This is a genomic window from Bacteroides reticulotermitis JCM 10512 (assembly GCF_000517545.1).
In the GTDB taxonomy this organism is placed as follows: Bacteria; Bacteroidota; Bacteroidia; order Bacteroidales; family Bacteroidaceae; genus Bacteroides; species Bacteroides reticulotermitis.
This window is the reverse complement of record NZ_BAIV01000008.1, coordinates 76,660-97,812: the sequence shown is the minus strand read 5'-3', so window position 1 is coordinate 97,812 and position 21,153 is coordinate 76,660. Positions and strand designations below refer to the sequence as shown.

38 protein-coding genes and 1 pseudogene are annotated in these 21,153 nt (G+C 39.8%); 32 read left to right on the top strand and 7 right to left on the bottom strand.

Features of this window, described 5'->3' with window-relative positions; translation table 11 throughout:
* Positions 1 to 108 precede the first annotated feature (108 nt).
* The 22 genes and pseudogenes from JCM10512_RS06590 (at position 109) to JCM10512_RS06495 (ending at position 13,668) form a co-directional block, all read left to right on the top strand.
* Positions 109 to 786 (top strand): hypothetical protein, encoded by a 678-nt coding sequence (locus JCM10512_RS06590; RefSeq protein ID WP_044161565.1) that lies wholly within the window; start codon positions 109 to 111, stop codon positions 784 to 786.
* 36 nt (positions 787 to 822) lie between these two features.
* Positions 823 to 1,419, top strand: a complete 597-nt coding sequence (locus JCM10512_RS06585; protein WP_044161564.1) for an Lcl C-terminal domain-containing protein — start codon at positions 823 to 825, stop codon at positions 1,417 to 1,419.
* 29 nt (positions 1,420 to 1,448) lie between these two features.
* On the top strand, positions 1,449 to 1,793 hold the full coding sequence (locus tag JCM10512_RS06580; protein ID WP_044161563.1) for a four helix bundle protein: 345 nt from the start codon (positions 1,449 to 1,451) through the stop codon (positions 1,791 to 1,793).
* 99 nt (positions 1,794 to 1,892) lie between these two features.
* Positions 1,893 to 2,792 (top strand): reverse transcriptase family protein, encoded by a 900-nt coding sequence (locus JCM10512_RS21290; protein WP_052517131.1) that lies wholly within the window; start codon positions 1,893 to 1,895, stop codon positions 2,790 to 2,792.
* A 414-nt stretch (positions 2,793 to 3,206) separates the two neighbouring features.
* Positions 3,207 to 3,338, top strand: a pseudogene (locus JCM10512_RS24800) (NUMOD4 domain-containing protein); the annotation flags it as partial.
* Between the two features lie 433 nt (positions 3,339 to 3,771).
* Positions 3,772 to 4,230, top strand: coding sequence for a DUF4494 domain-containing protein (locus tag JCM10512_RS06565; protein WP_044161562.1), 459 nt, complete (start codon positions 3,772 to 3,774; stop codon positions 4,228 to 4,230).
* Between the two features lie 206 nt (positions 4,231 to 4,436).
* Positions 4,437 to 5,000 (top strand): hypothetical protein, encoded by a 564-nt coding sequence (locus JCM10512_RS06560; protein ID WP_044161561.1) that lies wholly within the window; start codon positions 4,437 to 4,439, stop codon positions 4,998 to 5,000.
* Between the two features lie 27 nt (positions 5,001 to 5,027).
* Complete coding sequence (locus tag JCM10512_RS06555; protein ID WP_244436994.1) at positions 5,028 to 5,354, top strand: RusA family crossover junction endodeoxyribonuclease; 327 nt, start codon at positions 5,028 to 5,030, stop codon at positions 5,352 to 5,354.
* Positions 5,338 to 5,721, top strand: coding sequence for a hypothetical protein (locus JCM10512_RS06550; protein WP_044161559.1), 384 nt, complete (start codon positions 5,338 to 5,340; stop codon positions 5,719 to 5,721). Before JCM10512_RS06555 ends, JCM10512_RS06550 begins: the two co-directional genes overlap by 17 nt.
* 5 nt (positions 5,722 to 5,726) lie before the next feature.
* Positions 5,727 to 6,026: a hypothetical protein gene (locus tag JCM10512_RS22740; protein ID WP_044161558.1), complete on the top strand. Its 300-nt coding sequence runs from the start codon at positions 5,727 to 5,729 to the stop codon at positions 6,024 to 6,026.
* A 159-nt stretch (positions 6,027 to 6,185) separates the two neighbouring features.
* A complete protein-coding gene (locus JCM10512_RS22735) occupies positions 6,186 to 6,353 on the top strand; it encodes a hypothetical protein (RefSeq protein ID WP_158332190.1) in 168 nt (55 codons plus the stop codon).
* Between the two features lie 114 nt (positions 6,354 to 6,467).
* On the top strand, positions 6,468 to 6,638 hold the full coding sequence (locus tag JCM10512_RS22730) for a hypothetical protein (protein WP_158332189.1): 171 nt from the start codon (positions 6,468 to 6,470) through the stop codon (positions 6,636 to 6,638).
* Between the two features lie 10 nt (positions 6,639 to 6,648).
* A complete protein-coding gene (locus tag JCM10512_RS06540) occupies positions 6,649 to 7,014 on the top strand; it encodes a hypothetical protein (RefSeq protein ID WP_044161557.1) in 366 nt (121 codons plus the stop codon).
* Positions 7,015 to 7,035: 21 nt separating this feature from the next.
* Positions 7,036 to 7,326, top strand: a complete 291-nt coding sequence (locus tag JCM10512_RS06535) for a hypothetical protein (protein ID WP_044161556.1) — start codon at positions 7,036 to 7,038, stop codon at positions 7,324 to 7,326.
* Positions 7,327 to 7,494: 168 nt separating this feature from the next.
* The gene (locus tag JCM10512_RS06530) at positions 7,495 to 7,683 is read left to right on the top strand and encodes a hypothetical protein (protein ID WP_148298296.1); all 189 of its coding nucleotides are present in this window, start codon (positions 7,495 to 7,497) and stop codon (positions 7,681 to 7,683) included.
* Positions 7,684 to 7,687: 4 nt separating this feature from the next.
* Positions 7,688 to 7,960, top strand: coding sequence for a hypothetical protein (locus tag JCM10512_RS06525; protein ID WP_044161554.1), 273 nt, complete (start codon positions 7,688 to 7,690; stop codon positions 7,958 to 7,960).
* Between the two features lie 3 nt (positions 7,961 to 7,963).
* A complete protein-coding gene (locus JCM10512_RS06520; RefSeq protein WP_044161553.1) occupies positions 7,964 to 8,386 on the top strand; it encodes a phage replication initiator YdaU family protein in 423 nt (140 codons plus the stop codon).
* A gap of 7 nt (positions 8,387 to 8,393) precedes the next feature.
* Positions 8,394 to 8,801 carry a hypothetical protein gene (locus JCM10512_RS06515; RefSeq protein ID WP_044161552.1) on the top strand — a complete coding sequence of 136 codons (408 nt, stop codon included), beginning with the start codon at positions 8,394 to 8,396 and terminating at the stop codon, positions 8,799 to 8,801.
* Positions 8,802 to 8,809: 8 nt separating this feature from the next.
* Positions 8,810 to 8,974, top strand: a complete 165-nt coding sequence (locus JCM10512_RS22725; RefSeq protein WP_158332188.1) for a hypothetical protein — start codon at positions 8,810 to 8,812, stop codon at positions 8,972 to 8,974.
* A gap of 224 nt (positions 8,975 to 9,198) precedes the next feature.
* Positions 9,199 to 9,771, top strand: a complete 573-nt coding sequence (locus tag JCM10512_RS25030) for a DNA cytosine methyltransferase (protein ID WP_162832127.1) — start codon at positions 9,199 to 9,201, stop codon at positions 9,769 to 9,771.
* Positions 9,657 to 11,177 (top strand): DNA cytosine methyltransferase, encoded by a 1,521-nt coding sequence (locus JCM10512_RS06505; protein ID WP_162832126.1) that lies wholly within the window; start codon positions 9,657 to 9,659, stop codon positions 11,175 to 11,177. Before JCM10512_RS25030 ends, JCM10512_RS06505 begins: the two co-directional genes overlap by 115 nt.
* 289 nt (positions 11,178 to 11,466) lie before the next feature.
* The gene (locus tag JCM10512_RS06495) at positions 11,467 to 13,668 is read left to right on the top strand and encodes a DNA methyltransferase (RefSeq protein WP_044161549.1); all 2,202 of its coding nucleotides are present in this window, start codon (positions 11,467 to 11,469) and stop codon (positions 13,666 to 13,668) included.
* Positions 13,669 to 13,698: 30 nt separating this feature from the next.
* Here the strand turns inward: JCM10512_RS06495 and JCM10512_RS06490 are convergent, their stop codons facing one another.
* On the bottom strand, positions 13,699 to 13,971 hold the full coding sequence (locus JCM10512_RS06490; protein WP_044161547.1) for a hypothetical protein: 273 nt from the start codon (positions 13,969 to 13,971) through the stop codon (positions 13,699 to 13,701).
* A 357-nt stretch (positions 13,972 to 14,328) separates the two neighbouring features.
* Here JCM10512_RS06490 and JCM10512_RS06485 point away from each other — a divergent pair, with 357 nt between their 5' ends.
* The 10 genes from JCM10512_RS06485 (at position 14,329) to JCM10512_RS06440 (ending at position 17,742) form a co-directional block, all read left to right on the top strand.
* On the top strand, positions 14,329 to 14,670 hold the full coding sequence (locus JCM10512_RS06485) for a hypothetical protein (RefSeq protein ID WP_044161544.1): 342 nt from the start codon (positions 14,329 to 14,331) through the stop codon (positions 14,668 to 14,670).
* A complete protein-coding gene (locus tag JCM10512_RS06480) occupies positions 14,651 to 14,833 on the top strand; it encodes a hypothetical protein (RefSeq protein ID WP_044161543.1) in 183 nt (60 codons plus the stop codon). The genes JCM10512_RS06485 and JCM10512_RS06480 overlap by 20 nt, the downstream gene beginning before the upstream one ends.
* Before the next feature lie 6 nt (positions 14,834 to 14,839).
* The gene (locus JCM10512_RS06475; RefSeq protein ID WP_044161541.1) at positions 14,840 to 15,076 is read left to right on the top strand and encodes a hypothetical protein; all 237 of its coding nucleotides are present in this window, start codon (positions 14,840 to 14,842) and stop codon (positions 15,074 to 15,076) included.
* Between the two features lie 187 nt (positions 15,077 to 15,263).
* A complete protein-coding gene (locus tag JCM10512_RS06470) occupies positions 15,264 to 15,569 on the top strand; it encodes a DUF4406 domain-containing protein (protein ID WP_052517127.1) in 306 nt (101 codons plus the stop codon).
* The gene (locus JCM10512_RS21275) at positions 15,544 to 16,017 is read left to right on the top strand and encodes an HAD domain-containing protein (protein WP_148298295.1); all 474 of its coding nucleotides are present in this window, start codon (positions 15,544 to 15,546) and stop codon (positions 16,015 to 16,017) included. Before JCM10512_RS06470 ends, JCM10512_RS21275 begins: the two co-directional genes overlap by 26 nt.
* A 272-nt stretch (positions 16,018 to 16,289) precedes the next feature.
* The gene (locus tag JCM10512_RS06455; protein WP_044161536.1) at positions 16,290 to 16,673 is read left to right on the top strand and encodes a hypothetical protein; all 384 of its coding nucleotides are present in this window, start codon (positions 16,290 to 16,292) and stop codon (positions 16,671 to 16,673) included.
* A complete protein-coding gene (locus JCM10512_RS06450) occupies positions 16,663 to 16,920 on the top strand; it encodes a hypothetical protein (protein WP_044161534.1) in 258 nt (85 codons plus the stop codon). The genes JCM10512_RS06455 and JCM10512_RS06450 overlap by 11 nt, the downstream gene beginning before the upstream one ends.
* Positions 16,910 to 17,119 carry a hypothetical protein gene (locus tag JCM10512_RS06445; protein ID WP_044161532.1) on the top strand — a complete coding sequence of 70 codons (210 nt, stop codon included), beginning with the start codon at positions 16,910 to 16,912 and terminating at the stop codon, positions 17,117 to 17,119. Before JCM10512_RS06450 ends, JCM10512_RS06445 begins: the two co-directional genes overlap by 11 nt.
* Before the next feature lie 24 nt (positions 17,120 to 17,143).
* Positions 17,144 to 17,275 carry a hypothetical protein gene (locus tag JCM10512_RS24555; protein ID WP_262482589.1) on the top strand — a complete coding sequence of 44 codons (132 nt, stop codon included), beginning with the start codon at positions 17,144 to 17,146 and terminating at the stop codon, positions 17,273 to 17,275.
* A gap of 89 nt (positions 17,276 to 17,364) precedes the next feature.
* The gene (locus JCM10512_RS06440) at positions 17,365 to 17,742 is read left to right on the top strand and encodes a DUF3127 domain-containing protein (RefSeq protein ID WP_044161529.1); all 378 of its coding nucleotides are present in this window, start codon (positions 17,365 to 17,367) and stop codon (positions 17,740 to 17,742) included.
* Between the two features lie 88 nt (positions 17,743 to 17,830).
* Here the strand turns inward: JCM10512_RS06440 and JCM10512_RS06435 are convergent, their stop codons facing one another.
* From JCM10512_RS06435 to JCM10512_RS23560, 6 genes are read right to left on the bottom strand one after another with little or no spacing between them, the layout of a single operon-like run.
* Entirely contained in the window at positions 17,831 to 18,367 is a 537-nt protein-coding gene (locus tag JCM10512_RS06435; RefSeq protein ID WP_148298294.1) for a hypothetical protein, read from the bottom strand.
* Positions 18,364 to 18,882: a glycoside hydrolase family 108 protein gene (locus JCM10512_RS06430; protein ID WP_044161526.1), complete on the bottom strand. Its 519-nt coding sequence runs from the start codon at positions 18,880 to 18,882 to the stop codon at positions 18,364 to 18,366. The genes JCM10512_RS06435 and JCM10512_RS06430 overlap by 4 nt, the downstream gene beginning before the upstream one ends.
* Before the next feature lie 3 nt (positions 18,883 to 18,885).
* Entirely contained in the window at positions 18,886 to 19,353 is a 468-nt protein-coding gene (locus JCM10512_RS06425; RefSeq protein ID WP_044161523.1) for a phage holin family protein, read from the bottom strand.
* A 12-nt stretch (positions 19,354 to 19,365) separates the two neighbouring features.
* A complete protein-coding gene (locus JCM10512_RS06420; protein WP_148298293.1) occupies positions 19,366 to 19,683 on the bottom strand; it encodes a hypothetical protein in 318 nt (105 codons plus the stop codon).
* A 13-nt stretch (positions 19,684 to 19,696) separates the two neighbouring features.
* Positions 19,697 to 20,530: a hypothetical protein gene (locus tag JCM10512_RS06415; RefSeq protein WP_244436992.1), complete on the bottom strand. Its 834-nt coding sequence runs from the start codon at positions 20,528 to 20,530 to the stop codon at positions 19,697 to 19,699.
* Entirely contained in the window at positions 20,476 to 21,144 is a 669-nt protein-coding gene (locus JCM10512_RS23560) for a hypothetical protein (protein WP_244436989.1), read from the bottom strand. Before JCM10512_RS23560 ends, JCM10512_RS06415 begins: the two co-directional genes overlap by 55 nt.
* Positions 21,145 to 21,153: the final 9 nt, after the last annotated feature.

Here is a 21,153-nt window from a genome sequence, read left to right as displayed (position 1 = left end):
GCCTGTTAGAGCGGAGTGCGGAACTTATCGAAAAGAATTGCAAGTACTCCGAAACGGATACTGCAAGGCAGAATAAACAATTAGTAAAGAAACTTAAAAAGAAAATAAATGAGACCAATCATTAACATTAAGAATTTGAATGTTTACTTGAATTATCCTACAGGGGATAAAGTAAGCGAATTGCTAAACGCTAAAGCATCAGCGACAACATCAACAATGAGCAAGGATGCAAAGTCCTATCCAAATGCATATGCTCCGGATGGCGTATACATTGCTACAAAAGAAGGTAATTGTTGGCTACCTTCCCACTTTAAAGACAGTGGTGAAACTCTTAGAGGGGTAGCCGTCATCGGAAAAGGACACAGAATTGTAGTTGCGCCAAACGGTTCTGAAAAAGGCATCGTATTACTAGATAGCAACAAGACTCTTCCAGGAGATAGATATAGTGATTACACTCAAGGATTGAAAGATAACGACGGGTTAAGCAATACTGAAAAATTATTGGATTTGGGAAGCCCTGCAGCTAAGTATTGCAAAGAGTTGGGTGAAGAATGGTATTTGCCAACCTTTGCTGAAATGTGTCTAATTCACGAATACAAGAAAGAATTGGACGAGTGCCTGTTATTAGTTGGCAACTCTCTTTATGATGGATGGCATTGGACTTCTACCCGTTATGGAGATACTAGCCATTTCGCATTCGACTGGAGCAATGGATGCAGGTGCAGCGGCGATCAGAGCGGCGGCGATCGGGTCCGTCCGGTTTCCGCTCTTTCTCTGACAATTTAACTATTCATCAATTTAACTCTTTAATAAATAATTCATATGGAAACAAAAGGGCTTTTTACAAAGGACACCGTAGTAGATGTGCTGGAAGGTGTATTCATCTACACTGAAAATGGAAACTTCATATCTCCTAAATTTTGGGGAATTCACGAAGATCATGAGAAAGCAACATGCGCTGCCATCGTCAACAACGGGACTATCCTGCTTATCCACCCACAAGATATCGAAGAAGGCGATGTGCAGCTTCTTGATTGGGAAAAAAGTCAATCAGGAAAGATGCATGAAAGCGTCAAAGATGGTTTAACTGATTTCAATGGTGCAGGTAATACAAAATCTCTTGCCGAAGCTGGCAGTGAAGTAGCAAAACAGGTATTGGATTTACCCTTACTAGGTAAACCTTGGCACATTCCGACGCTTGGGGAGCTTCAATTAATGTATGACAATAAAGTCATGCTAGGAGCAGCATTACTTATAGCAGGGCAAGCACCGCTTAAAGACTATTGGTACTGGACGTCCACCCGCAGAAGCGAAAAAAGTAATTTCGCATTCTACTGGGGCAATGGATTCTGGGGCAGCAGCAATCAGTACTGCAACTATCGGGTCCGTCCAGTTTCCGCTCTTTCTCTGACAATTTAACTATTCATCAATTTAACTCTTTAATAAATATGATTGCATCCGAAACTCAGGTATGGCGAGATACTGAAAGACTAGTAAGCTATCTCATAGATATAACTATGTTGTTTCCAAAAGCATACAAGTTCACCATTGGTCAAAAGATCACCAATGTGTCACTTGAGCTTTTTGAGTATATTCAGTTAGCCAATATGACAACGGATGTGAATAATAGAAAGAGGTATCTGCAAGGCTTTCAGGTAAAGTTTGAATTACTGAAAGTCTTGCTTAGGTTGAGTACTGAGAAGAAAGTTATCACACTCAAGCAAACAGCATCAATTACAACGATTGTTGTAGGGATCGGCAAACAGATATCCGCTTGGAAAAACAGACAATAGTCTGAAAGCCGGAATTCATAACATTACGGTGTTAAGAAGAGAGCAATATTTTATGAGAAAAGGGCTATCCACTTCTTACAGGAAGTTAAGGACAAGTTAGTGATAGCAATAATTCGCATTCAACTGGAACAATGGATACAGGAACAACAACAATCAGAACAACAACAATCGGGTCCGTCCAGTTTCCGCTTTACTCAAAAATACAAGATGGATAAAGATTCTAGTATACAGCTTTCAGATGTTCTTGAAGCTTATTTTCATTGCCGAAAGAACAAGAGAAGTACAAGTGCTGCAATTGCTTTTGAAATTAATTATGAAGCAAATTGTTTAGACCTTTGGAGAGAAATAGTAGAAAGACGCTACTTCCCTAGTCCAAGCATAGCATTTGTGGTCAATAAGCCGGTTAAGCGAGAAATATTCGCTGCTTGCTTTCGAGATAGGATAGTTCATCACCTGATAGGTTTGCGGCTCATACCTTTATTCGAGGGTGAGTTTATTGATGAAACGACTAACTGTAGAAAAGGAAAAGGCACATCATGCGGTATCAACTTGCTATACAATAGTATTCAGAAAGTATCTAAAGCATATACCTCTGACTGCTGGGTGCTGAAACTCGACCTAAAGAGTTTCTTTATGTGCATAGACAAGGGGCTGCTATGGGATCGCTTGAGCTTGTTTATAAAAGACAGGTACACAAGTGATGATATTGAAACCCTGCTATACCTAACAGAAGTCACACTTAAAAATGATCCGTCCATTGGATGCAAACTCCGATCGCCAAAAAGTAAATGGGATGATATACCAAAGCATAAAAGTCTGTTCACTGTAAAGAAAGGACTTGGACTTGCGCCTGGTAATCTCCCTTCTCAGATATGGGCAAACTTCTATTTGAATCCATTCGATCATTGGGTGAAAGAAAGATTCTCTGAATACGGCAGGTATGTAGATGATTTCTATATCATTAGCCTGATAAGAACGCCTGATCGCATTCATTCCTGAGATAAAGGAATACTTAAGTACTTTGGGATTAACGCTGCATCCGGATAAGATATACCTTCAACACTACACGAAAGGAGTTAAGTATATCGGGGCGGTCGTAAAAAAGGATAGGAAATACGTATCAAATAGAACGGTGGGCAACTTCCGATCAGCGATACACCGGTTTAATAAGTTAGCTGAGCAAGAAGGATACGCTGAAAGACATGCTGAACTCTTCGCTAGCTGCATAAACTCGTACTTGGGGTTCCTAAAGCAATATGCTTCATACGGCATTCGTCGTAAATGCGCAAGCATTATAAGCGACAAATGGTGGAACGTCATGTATTTCAATGAGCATTTTAGAAAGATATCAATAAAAAATAAATTTAAATTAAAGAACAATGAGAAATTGGTTTGAATGCAAAGGAGGCGAATATGGATGAGATTTGGAAAGATATAATCGGGTATGAAGGGGTGTACCAAGTGAGTAGCTTGGGAAAAGTACACTCCATCCAAAGAAAAATAAAATATAATGGCAGAGGCAAAGGAAGCGGAGTGCACTCTTACCCATCAGTCGAGTTGAAGCAATGCTTGAATTCTGTTGGGTATTATCAGGTTTCCTTGTCGATAAACAACAGCAGGAAGAGGTTCATGGTGCATAGGTTGGTTGCAGAAGCATTTTGTCCCCGTCCATTAGGAAGAATTATGTTAATCATATCAATGGTGATTATTTGGATAATAGATGCGATAATCTCGAATGGATTTCATGTGTTGAAAACGTGAGACATGCAATTGTGAATGGGCTTAGTAATATATATGGAGAAGACAGTCATTTGTCTAAATTCACAAATGAACAGGTCGAAATAATTAGACATATTAAAAACAAGGGAATATCTACTAAGGATTTAACCGTTTTATTAGGTGTACATAGGTCTTGCATCAATAGAATTTACAGCGGAGAGACATATAACGAGAGTAACAAAATTAAAACTTACAAATTATGAACACGTTTTTTGAATGTACCATTAGATGCGAAAAGATAATGGAGAATGGATTATCTAAAAAAGTCAGCGAGAAGTATTTAGTCGATGGACTTTCCTTTACTGAAGCTGAAGCCCGTATTATTCAAGAAATGACACCGTTCATTTCCGGTGAGTTTACAGTAAAGGCTGTCAAGACAGCGAAGTATAGCGAACTATTCACAAGCGAAGAGGAATCTGCCGATCGTTGGTTTAAATGCAAGCTGATCTACATCACTCTTGATGAAAAGAGCGGTGCGGAGAAGAAGACTTCAACGTACATACTTGTTCAGGCCGCCGAATTGCGTGATGCCGTGAAAAAGCTTGATGAAGGGATGAAAGGAACAATGGCCGACTATCAGATTGGTTCTGTAGCCGAAACGCCTATTATGGATGTATTCCCGTATGAAGCAAAGGCAGAAGATCAGTCGAAATTGTAAAATAGCGCATCCCTATAAGGTTTTTGTAGAAGTTTACTTACCGAGGGATTCAGGGTAGTTAGTTCATATGGAAGAACGCCATAGCACTTTGGAAAGGGGTGTTCGATTCACCCACTGCCCACTACTTTAATGTTAATATAACGCTAAGCGTCCGGTCTGTGAAGATAGGACGTTTTTTTATTTGTAACTAATTAAAAACTAAATATATGAAGAAGAAAAAAGTAGAAAGGCATAACTTTAACAAAGGGATAGCCTTGCACTTAGTGTGTTCTACGGATCAATTACGTGTTGTGATGCAGTGTATTTACTTCAAAGACGGATACGCTTATGCAAGCAACGGACATGTGTTGATAAAAGCAAATATGTCTGAGATTTCGTCATTCAGCGATGCAGAGATATCAAATCTTGATGGAAAATTCCTGCACGGAGACTCTTTCAAGGAAATTGTAAAATGCGATGTTGCGAAAATCTCCGATGATGGATTTATCTGTTCAAATAGTCATTCTGAAACCCTTTACAAGTTTGTTATGCACGAGAAGTATCCGAATGCCGATAAGATATTTGCAGATCATAAGAATAATGCGCTTAATAAAATTTGCGTCAATCCATTATTGCTTTACTTGTTGCAAAAGGCAGTAAATTCGAGTACCGTTATACTAGAATTTGACCAAGATTATTTGGCAGTACTTGTGAGATTCGTCAACCAAGAGTCAGGTGGATATATGAAATCAATCGGGCTTTTGATGCCGCTTTTAGATCCGGGGGATTAAATCATGGTACGAATAAACATAAAGCCAATGTCCGTAAATGACGCATGGAAAGGTCGGAGGTTCCGTACGGATGAATATAAGCGGTACCAGAACAATTTGCTTTGGTTACTTCCAAAGATAAAACTTCCTCCCCCGCCCTACGAACTATATTTCAAGTTCGGCTTTAGTAGCAAGCTATCCGACTGGGATAATCCAATAAAGCCAACGCAAGATATCCTAAGCAATAAGTATGGCTTTAATGATAAGCTCATTCGTCGGGCGGTTGTTGAAACTGAAATAGTCCCAAAGGGCAAGGAGTATATAGAATTCGAGTTTAAAACGTTAGAAAACAAACAAGATGAAAGGGACCAATAAACTAAACACAATGACCAATATCGTGTATATAATGGTCGATATGCTAGAAACAAACCTCTTAGATATGGAGGCTGAATACAAAAAGCAAGGGTACGCACTGCGTCACGACGCAAAACGAAATTTCAACACGGCAATATCAGCAATAAACAAACTAAAAAAGGACGTGAACCATTGCTCAAACGACACGCAAGAGAACTTCGGTAATGATGCGGACATGATAAATGCTCTGCTTCTTACCATGATTGACCGATGTGGGGATGATGATGAATTCACGTTCAAGCTATACAATTACATCAAGGCGTTTCCGTCCAGGCTTAACCTAAGGTTAGATTTGGATAGCGCATTTGGGCATTTATTTAATAAATAGAAATCATGGAGACGGGAAGAGAATTAATCGCAGAGCTTGGGCGATGCAAGCTGTACAAGGTGCAGTTTCTAACCCAACGTCGAGGCTGTCAATGTTGCGGGGATTGTAATTGTGAATCTGACTTTAAACAGGAGCCAGTAACAATGTTTCGCGTGAATACAGGAAGAAGGAATCATGATTATGACACCATAGAGGAAGCTCATCAAGCCATGCTTGATATCTATCGGATACAACAAAAAGAAATTCAGAGGCTAAAGGGTATGAGAGGAGAATCATGGAAACAAGGATTAGGAAGAAGCGAGTGAAGGGAGAAGTGAAAATGCGCCTAGGTAGAAGAGTGCATGTTGTATACTTGGTTCAGGCGTATGTAAATGGGTACTGGACTACTGTAGGATCCTCGTACAATGAAGATCATGCTTTTTTAATAATGAGAGAGTATGTTAGAAAAAAAACGGAATTACTCAATGAAACGATATAGAATAGTCCAAGGAAGCGCATATAACGGATGTTTCCCTATAACAGTGTGGTGGGTGCAAGTTCGCAAAGATGGCTTCTTTAGTGATAAATGGGTTAATGTAAAAGGGTTCGATACTTACCAACGAGCCTTAGACTTATACAACTTACTTCAGTGAGATACAAAGAGATCATAACCCTAGCCGCCTTGATAATCCTCATGGCGGCTTTTTGTTTTGCAGGCTACTGGATAGCCGATTACTATTTACGCAGTTTAATTTAAAGAATAAGAGATGAAAGAAATAACGATATCATCAGATGAAATATCTGCATTAGAAAGCATGAAGATATATATATCGAACGAAATCATTAATGCAGAAGTCGAAGAAAATTCTGAAAAAGAGAAAATTTTCATGAAAATGGAATCGGCTTTAGATTCCATCGTTAAAAAGTATAATTCATAACTAAGTAGATATGAACAAATTTAAGGTTGGAGATATAGTTTCCTATCGTAATACGAGAGGAAGCATAAAGAAGGCTGAAATCACTTCCTTTGAAACTGTAGGCAATGGGAAAGTATGGTTCCATGGTATTGATACAGATACTAAAGCGAAAGTTTGGTATCCTGTACATATATCCGAAAAACTAACTGAACACCAATTTAAGATAGGCGATCATATCGACTACCTTATAGGCAATGAATGGCAGCGTGACTATGCAACGATACATGGATTTCATCGAAACAGCAATTTACCTATTGCTGAGACCAATCGTCCAGGGCACGACGGTTGTAAATGGTCATATACGTTTGATTTATCAAAGATAAGATTAACTCAATAACAAAAAGAAAGGAATAAAAGTATGAACATAAAAGAATTACTAAACAAAGAGCTCTCATTTGAAGAAATGAATGAAATATTGGGTGAGTTAATGAATTACGGTTGTAATGTTCCAGCCGATTCAAGTGAAAGATTCGATGTATATGATGAGGAAGGTGATCTATGTGATTTCAGAAAGCATATAGGAATGAAAGCACTAAACACGCTTTCCGGCATCCTTTTTCTAAAGGAACAGATAGACGAAGAGCGTGGCGAATGGAGAGGTAGAACCACAGTGCAGCAAAGTATTAAACAAGCATTAGGAATTAACTAATAACTAAATAGGAATGAGCAAATCCGAACTCCCTGTAATATTGCTTCTCCTATTTGGTCTGGCAATATGCTTTGTCGGCATGAAAGTAAAGAGTGAAGCCGTTCAGGCTGTTCTTTGCTTTCTGATGCTGTGCGTGTTCTTGGGATTACTAACTATATTATTTACATCATGAATGAAAAATTATATTTCAGAGATAAAGAATCTGTTTTTGTAGAATGCTTAGATGATATCTTAAGTCAAGCAATTGAAGATGCGGCAAGAGAAGTAGATACAATGGATGCTCATAATATGAGCCTATGTGAAGAGTGCGGTGGACAGATCGTTGATACTAATTCGATACTTAAATTAAAGAAATAGATACATGAAAGTAAAAGATTTGATTAAAGAATTGAAAAAATATCCCCAAGATGAGGATGTTTGCGTATTTGATTGGAGAAAGAGTGCTCACTATGGCAATGATGAGCCCCACTCTGATGCGATATATGAAGATATATCAATAGAAAGAATAGAACTTGATCATGAGGATTCCGAGTTTATTAAAGAGGTATATGGAGTTGAATCTGCATCTTGGGTTGCTATAACATTTGAGAATGACGATTATAATGATGAGGGTGAACTGTTGGTAGGAGAATAAATTATGAGCACCATCATCGCCCAAGCCGACGATTACGCAAAGCATAATGCATCGGACACCAGGCAAGCATGGATAGACGGATATAATGCAGGAATGAAGAAGAGGTCGGGCAAAAAAGAGCTTGACCTCTCTTTCGTTCAAGAGGATTATATGGATGTCATGGATGCTTGGATCAACTACAAGAAAGAGAGGAAGCAAGCCTATACCCAACGAGGAATAGAAGTGTGCTTCCACAAACTATATGAAATGTCTAACGGAGATCCGCAATTGGCCGCCCAAATCGTCGGGCAGTCAATGGCCAACAATTGGGCGGGTTTATTTGAATTAAAAAACGGGTATGGATTTAGTAATAAGCAATCAAGGGACGCAGGAAATCATCCAAACATTTTTGACGTCGCCAACAAAATACTGCAAAAGAATCAGTGACAACATCATGTCAATAAAAGAAGCGATAGATGCGCCCGCTATCCAATTGTCTGAATGGATGAGGATAGATAACGAAGTCACGCAATCAATGATCGTTTCATTCATCAGTGCGATGTTGCAGTACTTTGGTAGAAAAGAGGAGGATATGAACTCCTTCCAAGTAAAAAAGATCGTGGACGACATCATATCTAAATACTACTACTTTAGAATCGAGGATGTGTGTCTTTGTTTCAAGATGGCTCGTACGAACATTAAAACCTACGGGAAGTTCTACGGTGTCATTGACGGTGGTACTATTATGGGATGGTTTGCAGCCTATGACAAACAGAGAGACGAGCACATAGCGGCGCATCAGCCGACTCACCACCTACAGATTACACTAACTCAGTTACAAGGGAAGATTACGAAGAGATAGCTTTAGCGATGGCTGCAGGTGGAGATGCAAGAGGGGCTAATGCATATGCCAATATCATAGAAACAAGAAAGCGATTTGATGGAATGCGTATTGATGTAGGCAATTACAAATATAATCGTGCTCATAAATTTGACGAAAAGTACAAGAAAAGAAAGTATGGTTATAACCAATGAATAAGCGCGTCACCATCCATTGGGCAAAAACATGTACGCCCGAAATAAAAGAGAGAATATGCAATAGGTTCGGTATTCCTCGATACACAACGATCAACGGTGAAACACCCTGCGAAATCAGAGACGAAGATTTAGAACTTCTCCGGCAGGTTGAAAAGAAAGGATTTATCGAATTAAGAAACAAGTGAGCTGCATCTTTGATGTGGCTTTTTAATTATATCATTATGAAAACATTAGAACAGGTGCTTAAGGACCTTGAGCGTCTATCAGGCATTGATTTATTTGTAATAGATCTATTTTGTGGTGCAGGCGGACTATCGGAAGGCGTAGAACAGGCTTCCGTTAACGGGGAGAAATGCGCTAAGGTAGTTGTTTGTATAAACCATGATAGAAATGCGATCCTTTCGCATAACGCCAATATGCCCGATGCGCTTCACTTCATCGAAGATATTAGAACAATCGAATTATCACCGGTTATTTCAATCGTTAATCGCATTCGTACACTTTACCCGAATGCAAAGATTATGCTTCACGCATCATTAGAATGCACTAATTTCTCAAAAGCAAAGGGCGGTCTACCTCGTGATCCGGATAGTCGTACTTTAGCAGAACATTTGTTCCGCTACATAGATGTGGTAGATCCTGATTACATACAAATTGAGAATGTAGAAGAGTTTATGTCATGGGGCGATATGATGATAACGGCAAGCCGATATCAAGAGATAAAGGACGCTTATATCAAAGATGGGTTAACAATGTCAAGAAGTACGGTTATGACTTTGAATACCGCATCATGAATTCTGCCGATTATGGAGCATATACCAGCCGTAAACGGTTCTTCGGTATATTCGCAAAGAAAGATCTTCCTATCATATTTCCAGAACCCACACACTGCAAAGAGGGAAGAAAGGATATGTTCACTAAGCTGGCCAAGTGGAAGGCGGTTAAAGATGTCCTGGACTTTGAGGATGAAGGCACTAGTATCTTTGGGCGGAAAAAGGAACTTGTAGAAGCAACGAAGGCCCGCTTACACAGTGGACTCGTTAGGTTCGTAGCAGGTGGAAAAGAAGCTTTCATGGTTAAATGGAATTCTATGAGCCAATCTGGTAAGTACCATGCTCCGGATATGGAAGCACCAAGCCCAACTGTAAGTTGCCAAAACCGATTGGGTGTTGCTAAAGTTAGTTTTATGTCAAAGCAGTTCAGTGGACACCCATCGAGTAAGAACGTTAGTATAGAACATCCTTCAGGAGCAATAACTTGCATCGATCATCATGCGATAGTAAATGCCGATTTCCTTGCTGCATATTACGGGAATGGAGACAATGTAAGCAAAGTAGATAGTCCATGTCCTACCGTACCAACAAAAGACCGGTTCAACTATGTACAGCCTAAGTTCCTTTCGATGTACTACGGTGGCGATAACCACGCTGGTTCCATTGATAAACCCGCACCAACGATCAGAACAAAAGACTGTTGCTTATTGGTTGATTCTCGTTTTTTATGTTCTTACAATTTCAAGGATGATGGCAAGGATGTGAATGCTCCATCACCAACAATTTTGACCAAGGATCGGCTTTCACTGGTTTCTCCTTCGTTTATCGGCCAGCAGTTCGGGCAAAGCAAGGCTGCATCTACCAACAAACCATTAGGATGTGTAACTGCCAACCCTAAATACTCGCTAGTAACGCCATGGGTAATGAACACCAGCTTCGGGAACATAGGAAGTTCGATCGAAGACCCATCCCAAGTAATCACAGCTAACCGCAAGTGGCACTATTTAGTGAATCCTCAATACAGTAGTGCAGGAGGTGATGTAAACGCACCATGCTTTACTCTGATAGCCCGGATGGATAAGATGCCGCCATATCTCGCAGAATGTACAACAGACCCAGCAGATATTCCTTCATTCATTCGCATAGATGGAAACGTAGTAATCTATGAAATATATGATACTGATTCACCCATGACTGTGAAGATAAAGGAGTTTATGGCTCTTTATGGTATTCTTGATATCAAAATGCGTATGCTGAAAATCCCAGAGCTAAAGCGCATCATGGGATTTCCCGAAGACTATGTTTTAATCGGCACTCAGGCAGAACAAAAGAAGTTTATAGGCAATGCCATTGAGGTTACACAAGCCCAAAAAAATACGGAAGCTCTTTGTAGGAAGCTACGGTTACTAAGAAAAATTGCAGCGTAGATTAATTCAAAACAATAAAGAAATGAGCATAATTCATAAACACCCGCAGAAAAGTCGGGCTAAATGTCCTAAATGCGGAGGCAATAGTTTACTTATCATGGAGACCATAACCGCAACAACTTCGGTTCAAGTAATAAATGGGGTTCTATCCAAAAATACTTATAATAATGAATACGGAAATGTGCTTTACGTAGAAGGTGAATGCCTTCAATGTAGGCATACTTGGAGATTTAGAAAGATAGGTAGTATGAATGGGTTATTTGAATAGTATAATCAAAACTAAATAGAAATGAAAGAATACACACAGTTTTTAGAAACTAAAAAGCAAAATCGCATAGAGAGTGGATTTGAAATTAACGAGAACCAGATGAATAATAAACTCTTTGATTTTCAAAAGTATTGTGTAAAGCGTGCACTAAAAGTTGGAAGGTTTGCGATGTTCGAAGATTGCGGACTGGGTAAAACTATTCAGCAATTGGAATGGGCCAACCAAGTAGTTAATCACATCAATATGCCAGTTATTATACTTGCACCACTTGGAGTAGTTCCCCAAACTATACAAGAGGGCGCAAAGTTCGGATATGTAGTACAAGAGTTGGGATTAACCGTTTTCGATCAAGACCTAAATCCTGGCATCTATATAACTAACTACGATAATTTGGATAATATAGATGCCTATCTTTTTGGAGGAGTTGTTCTGGATGAGAGTTCTATATTGAAAAACTTCGATGGTAAAACAAAGCAGAAACTAGTTGATGAATTTAAAGATACCCCCTATAAACTAGCTTGTACGGCTACTCCCAGCCCCAATGACACAATGGAGTTATGCAATCATGCCGAATTTTTAAACGTAATGAATCGCAATGAAATGCTTGCTATGTATTTTGTGCATGATGGCGGTAGCACATCCTCATGGCGATTAAAAGGGCATGCGACTCAGGCGTTTTGGGATTTTGTATCTACGTGGGCAGTGATGTTATGTAAACCGGATGATATCGGATTTGATGGATCCGGCTACATTCTTCCTGAGTTAAATATCATTGAAGAAGTTGTAGAAACAGAAAAGAGGGATAACGGTATGTTATTCAATGATACAGCAGTTTCCGCAACTACCTATCATGCAGAACTAAGAGACACAATACAGGAAAGGTTATTGCGTGTCGCTGAAATTGTGAATGAGTCTGATGAGTCATTTATTATATGGATAGGACATGATGAAGAGGGAAAAGTGCTCCGTGACTTAATACCAGAAGCTATCGAGGTGAAAGGTAGCGATAATAAGGGATACAAGAAAGATAAGCTATTAGGGTTTGGAAAGGGTGAGTTCCGAGTGTTGATTACCAAGCTTAAAATAGCTCAGTTCGGTTTAAATTATCAGCAATGTCATAACCAAATATTTGCTTCACTTGATTTTTCATTTGAATCCACTTATCAAGGAATTAGACGATCATACCGTTTTGGACAGGAACACGATGTAAATATCTACCTAATAGTCACTGATACAATGCAGAACGTCAAAAAGACAATTGATGAAAAGCAAAAGCAATTCAACGACATGCAGCGCGCTATGAGTAATGCGACTAATCGAAATATAAAGAATCAAATAAAACTTCAAAAGATGGATGTAGTGAAAAGTTATAAGTCAGATAATTGTGAGATCTATTTAGGCGACTGCGTGCAGTTAATTTCCAATGTTCCGGATGACAGCGTCGGATTCTCTATATTCTCTCCACCGTTTGCGGAATTATATACTTATTCTGATAAGCTGGAAGACATGGGCAATTCTAAGGATTACAAAGAGTTTTTCTTTGCTTTTAAATTTCTCGTGAAAGAGTTGTATCGAGTAATGTGGAGCGGCAGAAATGTTGCCGTCCATTGCATGGATTTGCCTATCCAAAAAGGGAAAGAGGGGTTCATCGGACTACGAGATTTTTCAGGTATGATTCTGGAGGCCTTTGCAGAAGCGGGTTTTATATACCATTCACGTGTAACAATTTGGAAAAACCCTGTAACAGAGATGCAACGTACGAAAGCTCTGGGGTTGCTTCATAAGCAAGTAAAAAAGGACGCTGCTATGTCTCGGGTCGGAATACCTGACTACTTAATGGTGTTTCGCAAAGACGGTGATCACGATCATCCGGTGCGTTGCGATATATCCGTTGATACATGGCAAAAGTACGCAAGTCCCGTATGGATGGATATTGACTATTCCAATACGCTAAATGGAGTCAAGGCCCGGGGAGAAAACGATGAAAAACACATATGTCCTCTTCAGCTTGATACAATCAACAGGGCTGTAACTCTTTGGAGTAACAAAGGAGACACCGTGTTAACTCCGTTTCTTGGAATTGGCTCCGAAGTTTACCAATCTATACTTTTGGGTAGAAATGGAATCGGATTTGAACTCAAGGATAGCTACTTCAATGAAGCTGTCAAGAATTGCAAGGTGGCTGAAATGGAGAAAGGACAGAAAACATTATTCGCCGTCTAATTCGATAGAGTGCAATATATTAATGAGGACCTAGATGAACCACGTAATAATTGTCGCTAAGAGAGTCAGTGAAGCGATCACGATTGCTATAATGGTATATCTGAAAGATCGATCCGCTGACTTTCTCATTTCTTCTCTGTATCTGCGTTCTTCGATAATTTCTTGCTTTTGTTTTTGGATGAGGTCAAATTGCGCATGCATTACTTTGATGGCATTTCTTTCATCAGTATCCTTGCGATCTCCCATACCTAGAATCATTCCATATGGCTCCAACTTATCGTAGTTAACATCATGATATCTCATAATTATAAAATTTAGATAGCAAATATAATAAACAGAATGAAAAAGTACAAATGCAATTGTGAAAATATTCCGATTGGTTCATATGATAACCAGGTAGCCCTGCAAGCTCCTATATGGTCACAGAAAAATCGCATATCAGTTGATAGTTGCCTATCCCCTGAAATTAGATATCTATGGCTTTGTGGCGTTCGGACGACTGGGTGTTGTTGTGGGCATAATCAATTAGAACCTATATCGGGGTTGAACCAAAATCCGTGAATATAATGCAAAAACTTGGGTATGAGTTGTGCGAAGATGATCTATCTAGTAGCACTCACGGACTGAATTTTATACCAAAATCAATAAAACAAATAAGTAATGGAGATAATGAAAACGCTAATAACAATCCTAGTTATAACGGGGGCAATAACTTGGTTGGTTATCCTGCTATGGCCCATACTAATGATGTATAGCCTCGCTAAAGTATATGTATTCCCTTGTATACTCATTCCCTCACGTAATTTAATTGTGGCTTATTTATGGTTCAAAATGCCAATCGAAGAACTAAATGAAATGTGGGAAAAGTTCTCACGCAAGGGATATCGAAGAATAAGGGGCAGGCGCAGGCTATCGTGGCTTGGAAGATATATCCTTGTTAAGAGGGTGAGGAAATATAGAAATAATTTAAATAAACGGAGAAATGGACGTAGAGAAAAATAAAGAATACATATTGGACTACTTGAACAGTGGCGAGAAGATAGAAAAATTGCTTGAAGAAGTATCTCGGCTATCTTTCAATAATGGTTGGAACCACTGCTTGGATAAAGCGGAACAGGTACTCTCTAAAGATGAATATCAGAAGTTAATTAATGGAATAAAATAAACGATTATGAAAGTTGAAGAATTTATTGAGCAAGAAAGCTTTGTCGTAGTCAACCCTGATTATCCTGTAATCTCGGTAGAGAAAGCGTGGGAAGCTATAGATATGGAACGCCGTAATGTGAAAGAAGAGGCTGTAAGGCATTTACTAAATTTGTATCATCCTACGACCATGAATCAGACGAAACGGTTATATCCGATGATGCCAAGCATTGCATCGAGTGTTTTAAAATCGAAATGGATATAGAAGACTAATAATATGTGACGTAAAAAATGAAATGGAGGAGTAAATTATGAGTTTTAAAAAAGGTAAAATAAGGGCAAGTGAGGGTATTATACCGATTCACGTGGTAGTTTTTACCAAACCAAATAAACCAAAAAAGAAAAGAGGTCATGATACCATCAGGCAATAACTAAATAAAAAGGAATAAGTCATGAAACAGACATATATCAGTATACCAATCACCGGTCACAACATAGACACTCAGAGGCGAAAGGCGGAACGGATTAAGGAACAAATACCTAACTCCATTTCGCCTTTTGACATCGTAGACGGTACAGATGAGTCGTATGGATACTACATGGGGAAAGACATAGAATACCTATTGGATAACTGTGATACGATTTTCATGTGCGATGGATGGGAAAAATCAAAAGGCTGTAGTTTGGAAAAGTGCGCAGCCGATATTTACGGACTTAAAATACTATTTGAAAATGAAAGTAATATTCTTGGATTTTGACGGGGTAATAACTACCCTAAAAAGCAAATGGCATATTGATTTAGAGAAATGCGCCATTGTAAAAGATATATGTGATGCTACGGGGGCAAAGATAGTCATATCTTCCTCTTGGCGTAGATACTCTTTGGAGCAGACAATAAAGGCGATAACTGATGAAGAACGCGCATTTTCCAATCCACCGTTCCCTATACCTGAGTATGTCATTGATGTTACTAGCCGGATGTATGGGTTTAAGCACGGGGAAAAAGAGAAGCATTGCAGATTACAAAGAGGTAATGAAATTGAGAGGTGGCTATCTGAACACAGTGACGTGACTCATTATGTTATCCTAAACGATAAGTCCGACATGCTTCTTTGTCAGAAGGAGAACTTCATTCAGACGGATGCTTGTGCGGGAATAAATGAGAGCGATAAAGGGAAAGCGATTGAAATATTAAACAAAAAGTAATATGGGACTATTTATAGGATTTATTATAGGTCTGATAATCATCATATCGACCTCTTATTATATACAAAAACCGTGGTTTCGCCAAGATATTCAAATCAAGGTTTCTCCGAAATGGAACTATCACCTGGAATACCACGTATACGTTCGAAAGACTCTTTTCATATATAGAAAAGTCGCAATTTGTAAAAGTGACGTAGAGCTGAAAGATAGTATAGAGAGAATGCGCCTCGTTCATAATAAATACAACTTATCTGATATATATCATGGGGAAAATGAAGAAGATTAAATTACCGGTCGGGCTCAATCAGTTTATGTCTGAGTTCGTAATAACCATGCTTGTGATAATTGGGACTTTTGCATTGGCGGCAGTCTTGTATTCAATTGCGCCTAGGTGGTTCTTCCATATTGTCGTATATGGATTATTGTTTGTGATTGTGGTGTACCAATGTACCCCGAAATGGAAATACTATCACTATTCGTGTAGATACAAAGATCGCCTAATAAGCGGCACATACCGATCTAAATCCAAGATAGTCCCCATCAAATTCATTTGTGACCATCTAGGAGTTAGCATAATGGACATAACTATATTTAGTGTGGTAGAGATTAGTAAGAAAGATTTTGAATCAGTAAAAGAGCAAAGCGATGAGACATGAGAGAAAAGCTCCGGCAAAGGAGCGCAAAGTTGATACGGATATAAACGCAAGCCCTGATAAGATTCAGGCAGCCATTTCCGCACAGAAGAAAAAAGAAAAGAGCAGGGTTTCGCTTCGTATTGACAGCAGGACTGTCATTCTCGTTCCGAAGTCCAAGTGCAATAAAGCATACGCAGACGAGTACCGTAATCGTATGCAGGAAAGTCAAACAGGTGCAACTTACAACTATATTAATAATGGCAAATAGCGAATTATTCGAAGACAATGAACTGTTATCCAAATCTATGGTCGCAGCTTCAAAAGTAGAGTTCCTTGCAAATAGCGAGGAGCTCTTTTTGTATGCAAAAGCCCTCTACGAAGCAACCTTGTGGGGGCGTAAAATAGATAGAGAGCGTGCAAAGAAAATCAAACGAGATCGGATTTCCGCCTTGTTAAGTGTCACTTAAATAAGAACGTATATGATATTCTCAGTGAAAAGAATAATAAACGGCAAACCTTATCTCAGAGATGAGGACCGTATGATTGCCAGCAGTTGGATGAAGCGGAAAGTAAACTCACTATTGGCGTTACAGCAGGACGCTATGATTCGACTTGTTCGATAGAGGGCATCCTCATTGAGGATATCGGCGTTTCTGATAGCTTCCTAGAGGAAATAAGATACAAGCGTTCACAATTAAATTGAAAACAAACAATGGCACAATTAACAATAAAAGGTAAAATAATAGCTGAACTTCCTGAAAAAGGCGGAACCAGCAAGAACGGGAAAGAGTGGAGAAGCAAAGAGTATGTAGTCGTTGAGCATGGTGAATACTCTAAGCGGGTATGCGTCCAAGTTATGAATGACAAAATAGATGCTTTGGGACTCGCCGTAGGGCAAGAAGTTGAGATTCAATGTGATGTTGACGCACGAGAATGGAATGGGAAATGGTTTAATTCCATTACGTGCTGGAAAGCAACAATTACCGGTGTATCGCAGGCTCCTACGACGTCACCACCGCAATACGCATCAGAACCGCCAAAACAGCCCGCCGTAAGTCAGAATAATGACAGAGATGATTTGCCATTTTGAGGATAAGAAAAGCCCCGCTATTCATCACGAACTTCGGGGCTCCAAATCTTATTAAAAATGAAAAGTAAAACTTTCCGCTATAAATATACTATTTTTTCCTTATCCTGTATACAAGCCAACCGATGATTAATAATACCAGTGCAACTGACACACCTAGCGCAAACATGCCAAAGTCTTGTTTTAACTTCTGCCACCGAGTAAGAGGTGGCGTTGTCTGGGTATTCTGCTTAACGAAATATTCAACGGTGGATTTAAGCGAATCGAGTGAGGATTTAACCTGCTCGAATTGCAACAAGACCTTTTCGTCTGTCACCGACTTCTCAGTGGTATTACTATTCACTTTGCCTTTCGTCTCGGTCGTAGATGTAGGATGCTGCTTACCCGTCGAGTCGGGTGCTGAGTATTCTGTCTTAAACTGAGTAAAGCCATAGGTGAAGTTGTTGACCCTTTCGTAGACTCTTTTTATATCCTGCTGCATTATGAGTAACAGGCTATCATTAGATTTTTTAAACTCATCCTTTTGCTCTATACCTTTTACCTCTGTATTCGTCTTGGTGGATGGCTGAGAGCTCCGGCATGACATGCACGCCGAAGCAAGAATTAAGATGTATAGTAGCTTTTTCATCTCTCGAACTTTATATCGTTAATCCGGTTAAGCCATCCTTTTCTAAATTTCAAGTTTGCCGGCCGCTTACGACATATCTCCTCTACGAAATCAATTCGTGCCTGTTTGATAGCTTTGAATAGTTCCTCCGGATTCTTCGAGTTGACCGCTGCTAATGTCTTAGGACCTACTAAACCATCAGGAACAACACCTACTAAGTCTTGCGGAATCTTGATACCATGAACACCTGATGCCCATACCCAGTCGACCAGAATGTTAGCAACTGATTGACTCTTTATCTCATCAGCTTTCCATCGATCCCAATACAGCGTTTTGAAAATCTCGTTCCATTCCGCATCGCTCAGGTTCTTCAACCTTTCAATTGTCGGCTTGGGATAGCCTTTCTTTCGGCAATAGGCTTCATAGGTAGCTATTGTTACACCTTTATTAGTTGCACCTCCCAAATCATCGGGATCGTTCACAAAACCGCCTTCCCACTTCCGGATAAACGGCACTAGTTTTCTGTAGTCTGCCATACTTTAGTCCTCTTTATTCTTTTCTTTAGTTATTACTCCGTCTATATCTTCCTTGTCTATGCTGAATACCTTTTTTGCAAATACACCTATGGCAATAGCCAGATTAAAGTTGTACCCTTTCGGCTTTAAGATATTGCTTATAATTGAACTACCCTCTATGAAGCATACAAATAGGCACGAATAGGTATCAATTCGTATCGACATCCCCGATGCTTTCTGAACCATCACCACCATGACCACAAATGAGAAGTATGTCACCATCTTCCCCATAGTGGCACGCCAGGCACGGCTGAATCTGACGTGCTCTCCCATTAGTATACTCTTTCTCACTCCAGTGATAAGATCGCATAGAATGACACAGAACATGGCTATTAACCACGGTATCATCATCTGCAAACTGTCAATCACAAAACTTCCTGCTATAGGTGCAAATATCCCTGCCGATATCTGATGAACTGCTTTTTCTTCCATCGTGTTATTTTTCTACTTCTCCCAACTTTCCATGCACTCTCTCGCCAATTCCTTGCAGCTATCGGCATACTCACAATACTCGGCGAATTCGTCCGTTTTTATATCTCTTTGACGTTGTATTGCCAATTCATCAGAGATACCATATCTCTCCCGAATTAGGGATTCGATAACTCTTTCATAAGTCGGTAAACCCTCGATTAATACTGTATTGTATTCGAAAATTACGCCGATTTCCTCTCTCTCTACTTCTACCACATTGTAATTAATGTGATACTTGCCGTTACCCAAATCTAATATAGGGATTGGCTTCATATTTGATTCTGTTTTCATCGTTAACTTTATTTTAGGGTAAAAAGCAAAGCCGGGAGCCGATACTCGCAGTCGCAGCCGAAGCCGCGTAACCCGTATGCGCGCACGAAAGACCCGCAAGCGCACCGGCATGCGCATAACCGCCAAGCAGGACAACCCTTTGAGCTTCCGAGGTGGCAGGGATATTGGTATAGAAATAATCACAGAAGTATGTGTTTGATGACCCGCCAACCTCGACAGGCATTATAACTCCGTGTTCTCCACCTATAATCTTCTTAACATACCCATCCGTGCGTGAAATATCCCCCATCTTCACATAATTGTCATAGTTCACATCTTGGAGGTTTGCGGGATTATTGCAAGTATAGACTTCACTTAACCCGCCTGCCTCGCTACTTTGAATGCGACATTTAACTCCATCTGTCCACTTCCATATATGTCCAAAAGGATTTTCAATGCCTCTATAGGCCGGCACGGACAAAGTATCCCTTGTCGTTCCATCTTCGTTTTTAGTAGTATAGCTTACCACGCCCGTTTTATTACCCAATGAATTTGTTGTTCCGCAAGGGATGAAAGGATTCGTACCATTAAATCCATTCCAATCACTCATATTAGTCACACCATTCCCTAATCCTCCCTGCTTGTATCCATTAGCGGTTGGAGTAGCATTAAAGGGCAATTGGCAATTGGTATTAGCGTACTCAATCGTATACAGCCAATACAATGCCTGATGGGCTTCGTATAAATATGCGTTCCAACCAGCCCCATTCATGCCTGCGTTACCACGTCTACGGGCGTATGCACGGAAGTTTGTCAGAGATGTATTTGTTCCCGGTCTGCCGAGTAATGTCCTATATGTACCATCCATGTCGCCGTGTTATTTCCGCCCCTAAATGCTGCCGAAGAATTAACAACGGATGCTAGTTTAGGCAGAGAGGCGTTAGTTCTATCGATAGATGCTTCATACGCTGAGATGTACATTTTAGGCACAATATGGAATCCGGATATAGGCATTTCAGATATGTAAACTCGAAAGAGTGTACCCTCTGTTTCGAACTTTCGATAATGTTTTGGTACCTCTACCATTACCATACCATCTGTTCCGTCTAAATTGGCAGCCGTCCCGTCCTCTTTCAAATTACCATTGTTGGCGTTTAAGTAATAGTTTACCTTTCCATTGTCCAATAACAGACATTTGCGCATTCTTGATTGAATAGGTAGCTGAGCATGTAGCGATAGGTTGCCGATCCTAGTCTTTGCAGAATCAGCAATAGAATCGTTTATTTCTATTCCGTATGAATAGTGCAGGTAGTCGGTACCCACAATTGCCGAAATTGTTTCTTCTGCATCCGACAGCCTACCATCCACGCTATCTAGCGTTACATTTAGAGGGACTTGCGTCTCAGGGTCAACCACAGCCTGCGGGATTGTGGCTGGGTAAATGGTATTCCCGTTGCTCTTTATTTTGTGAATCTTTGCCATAACAATTTA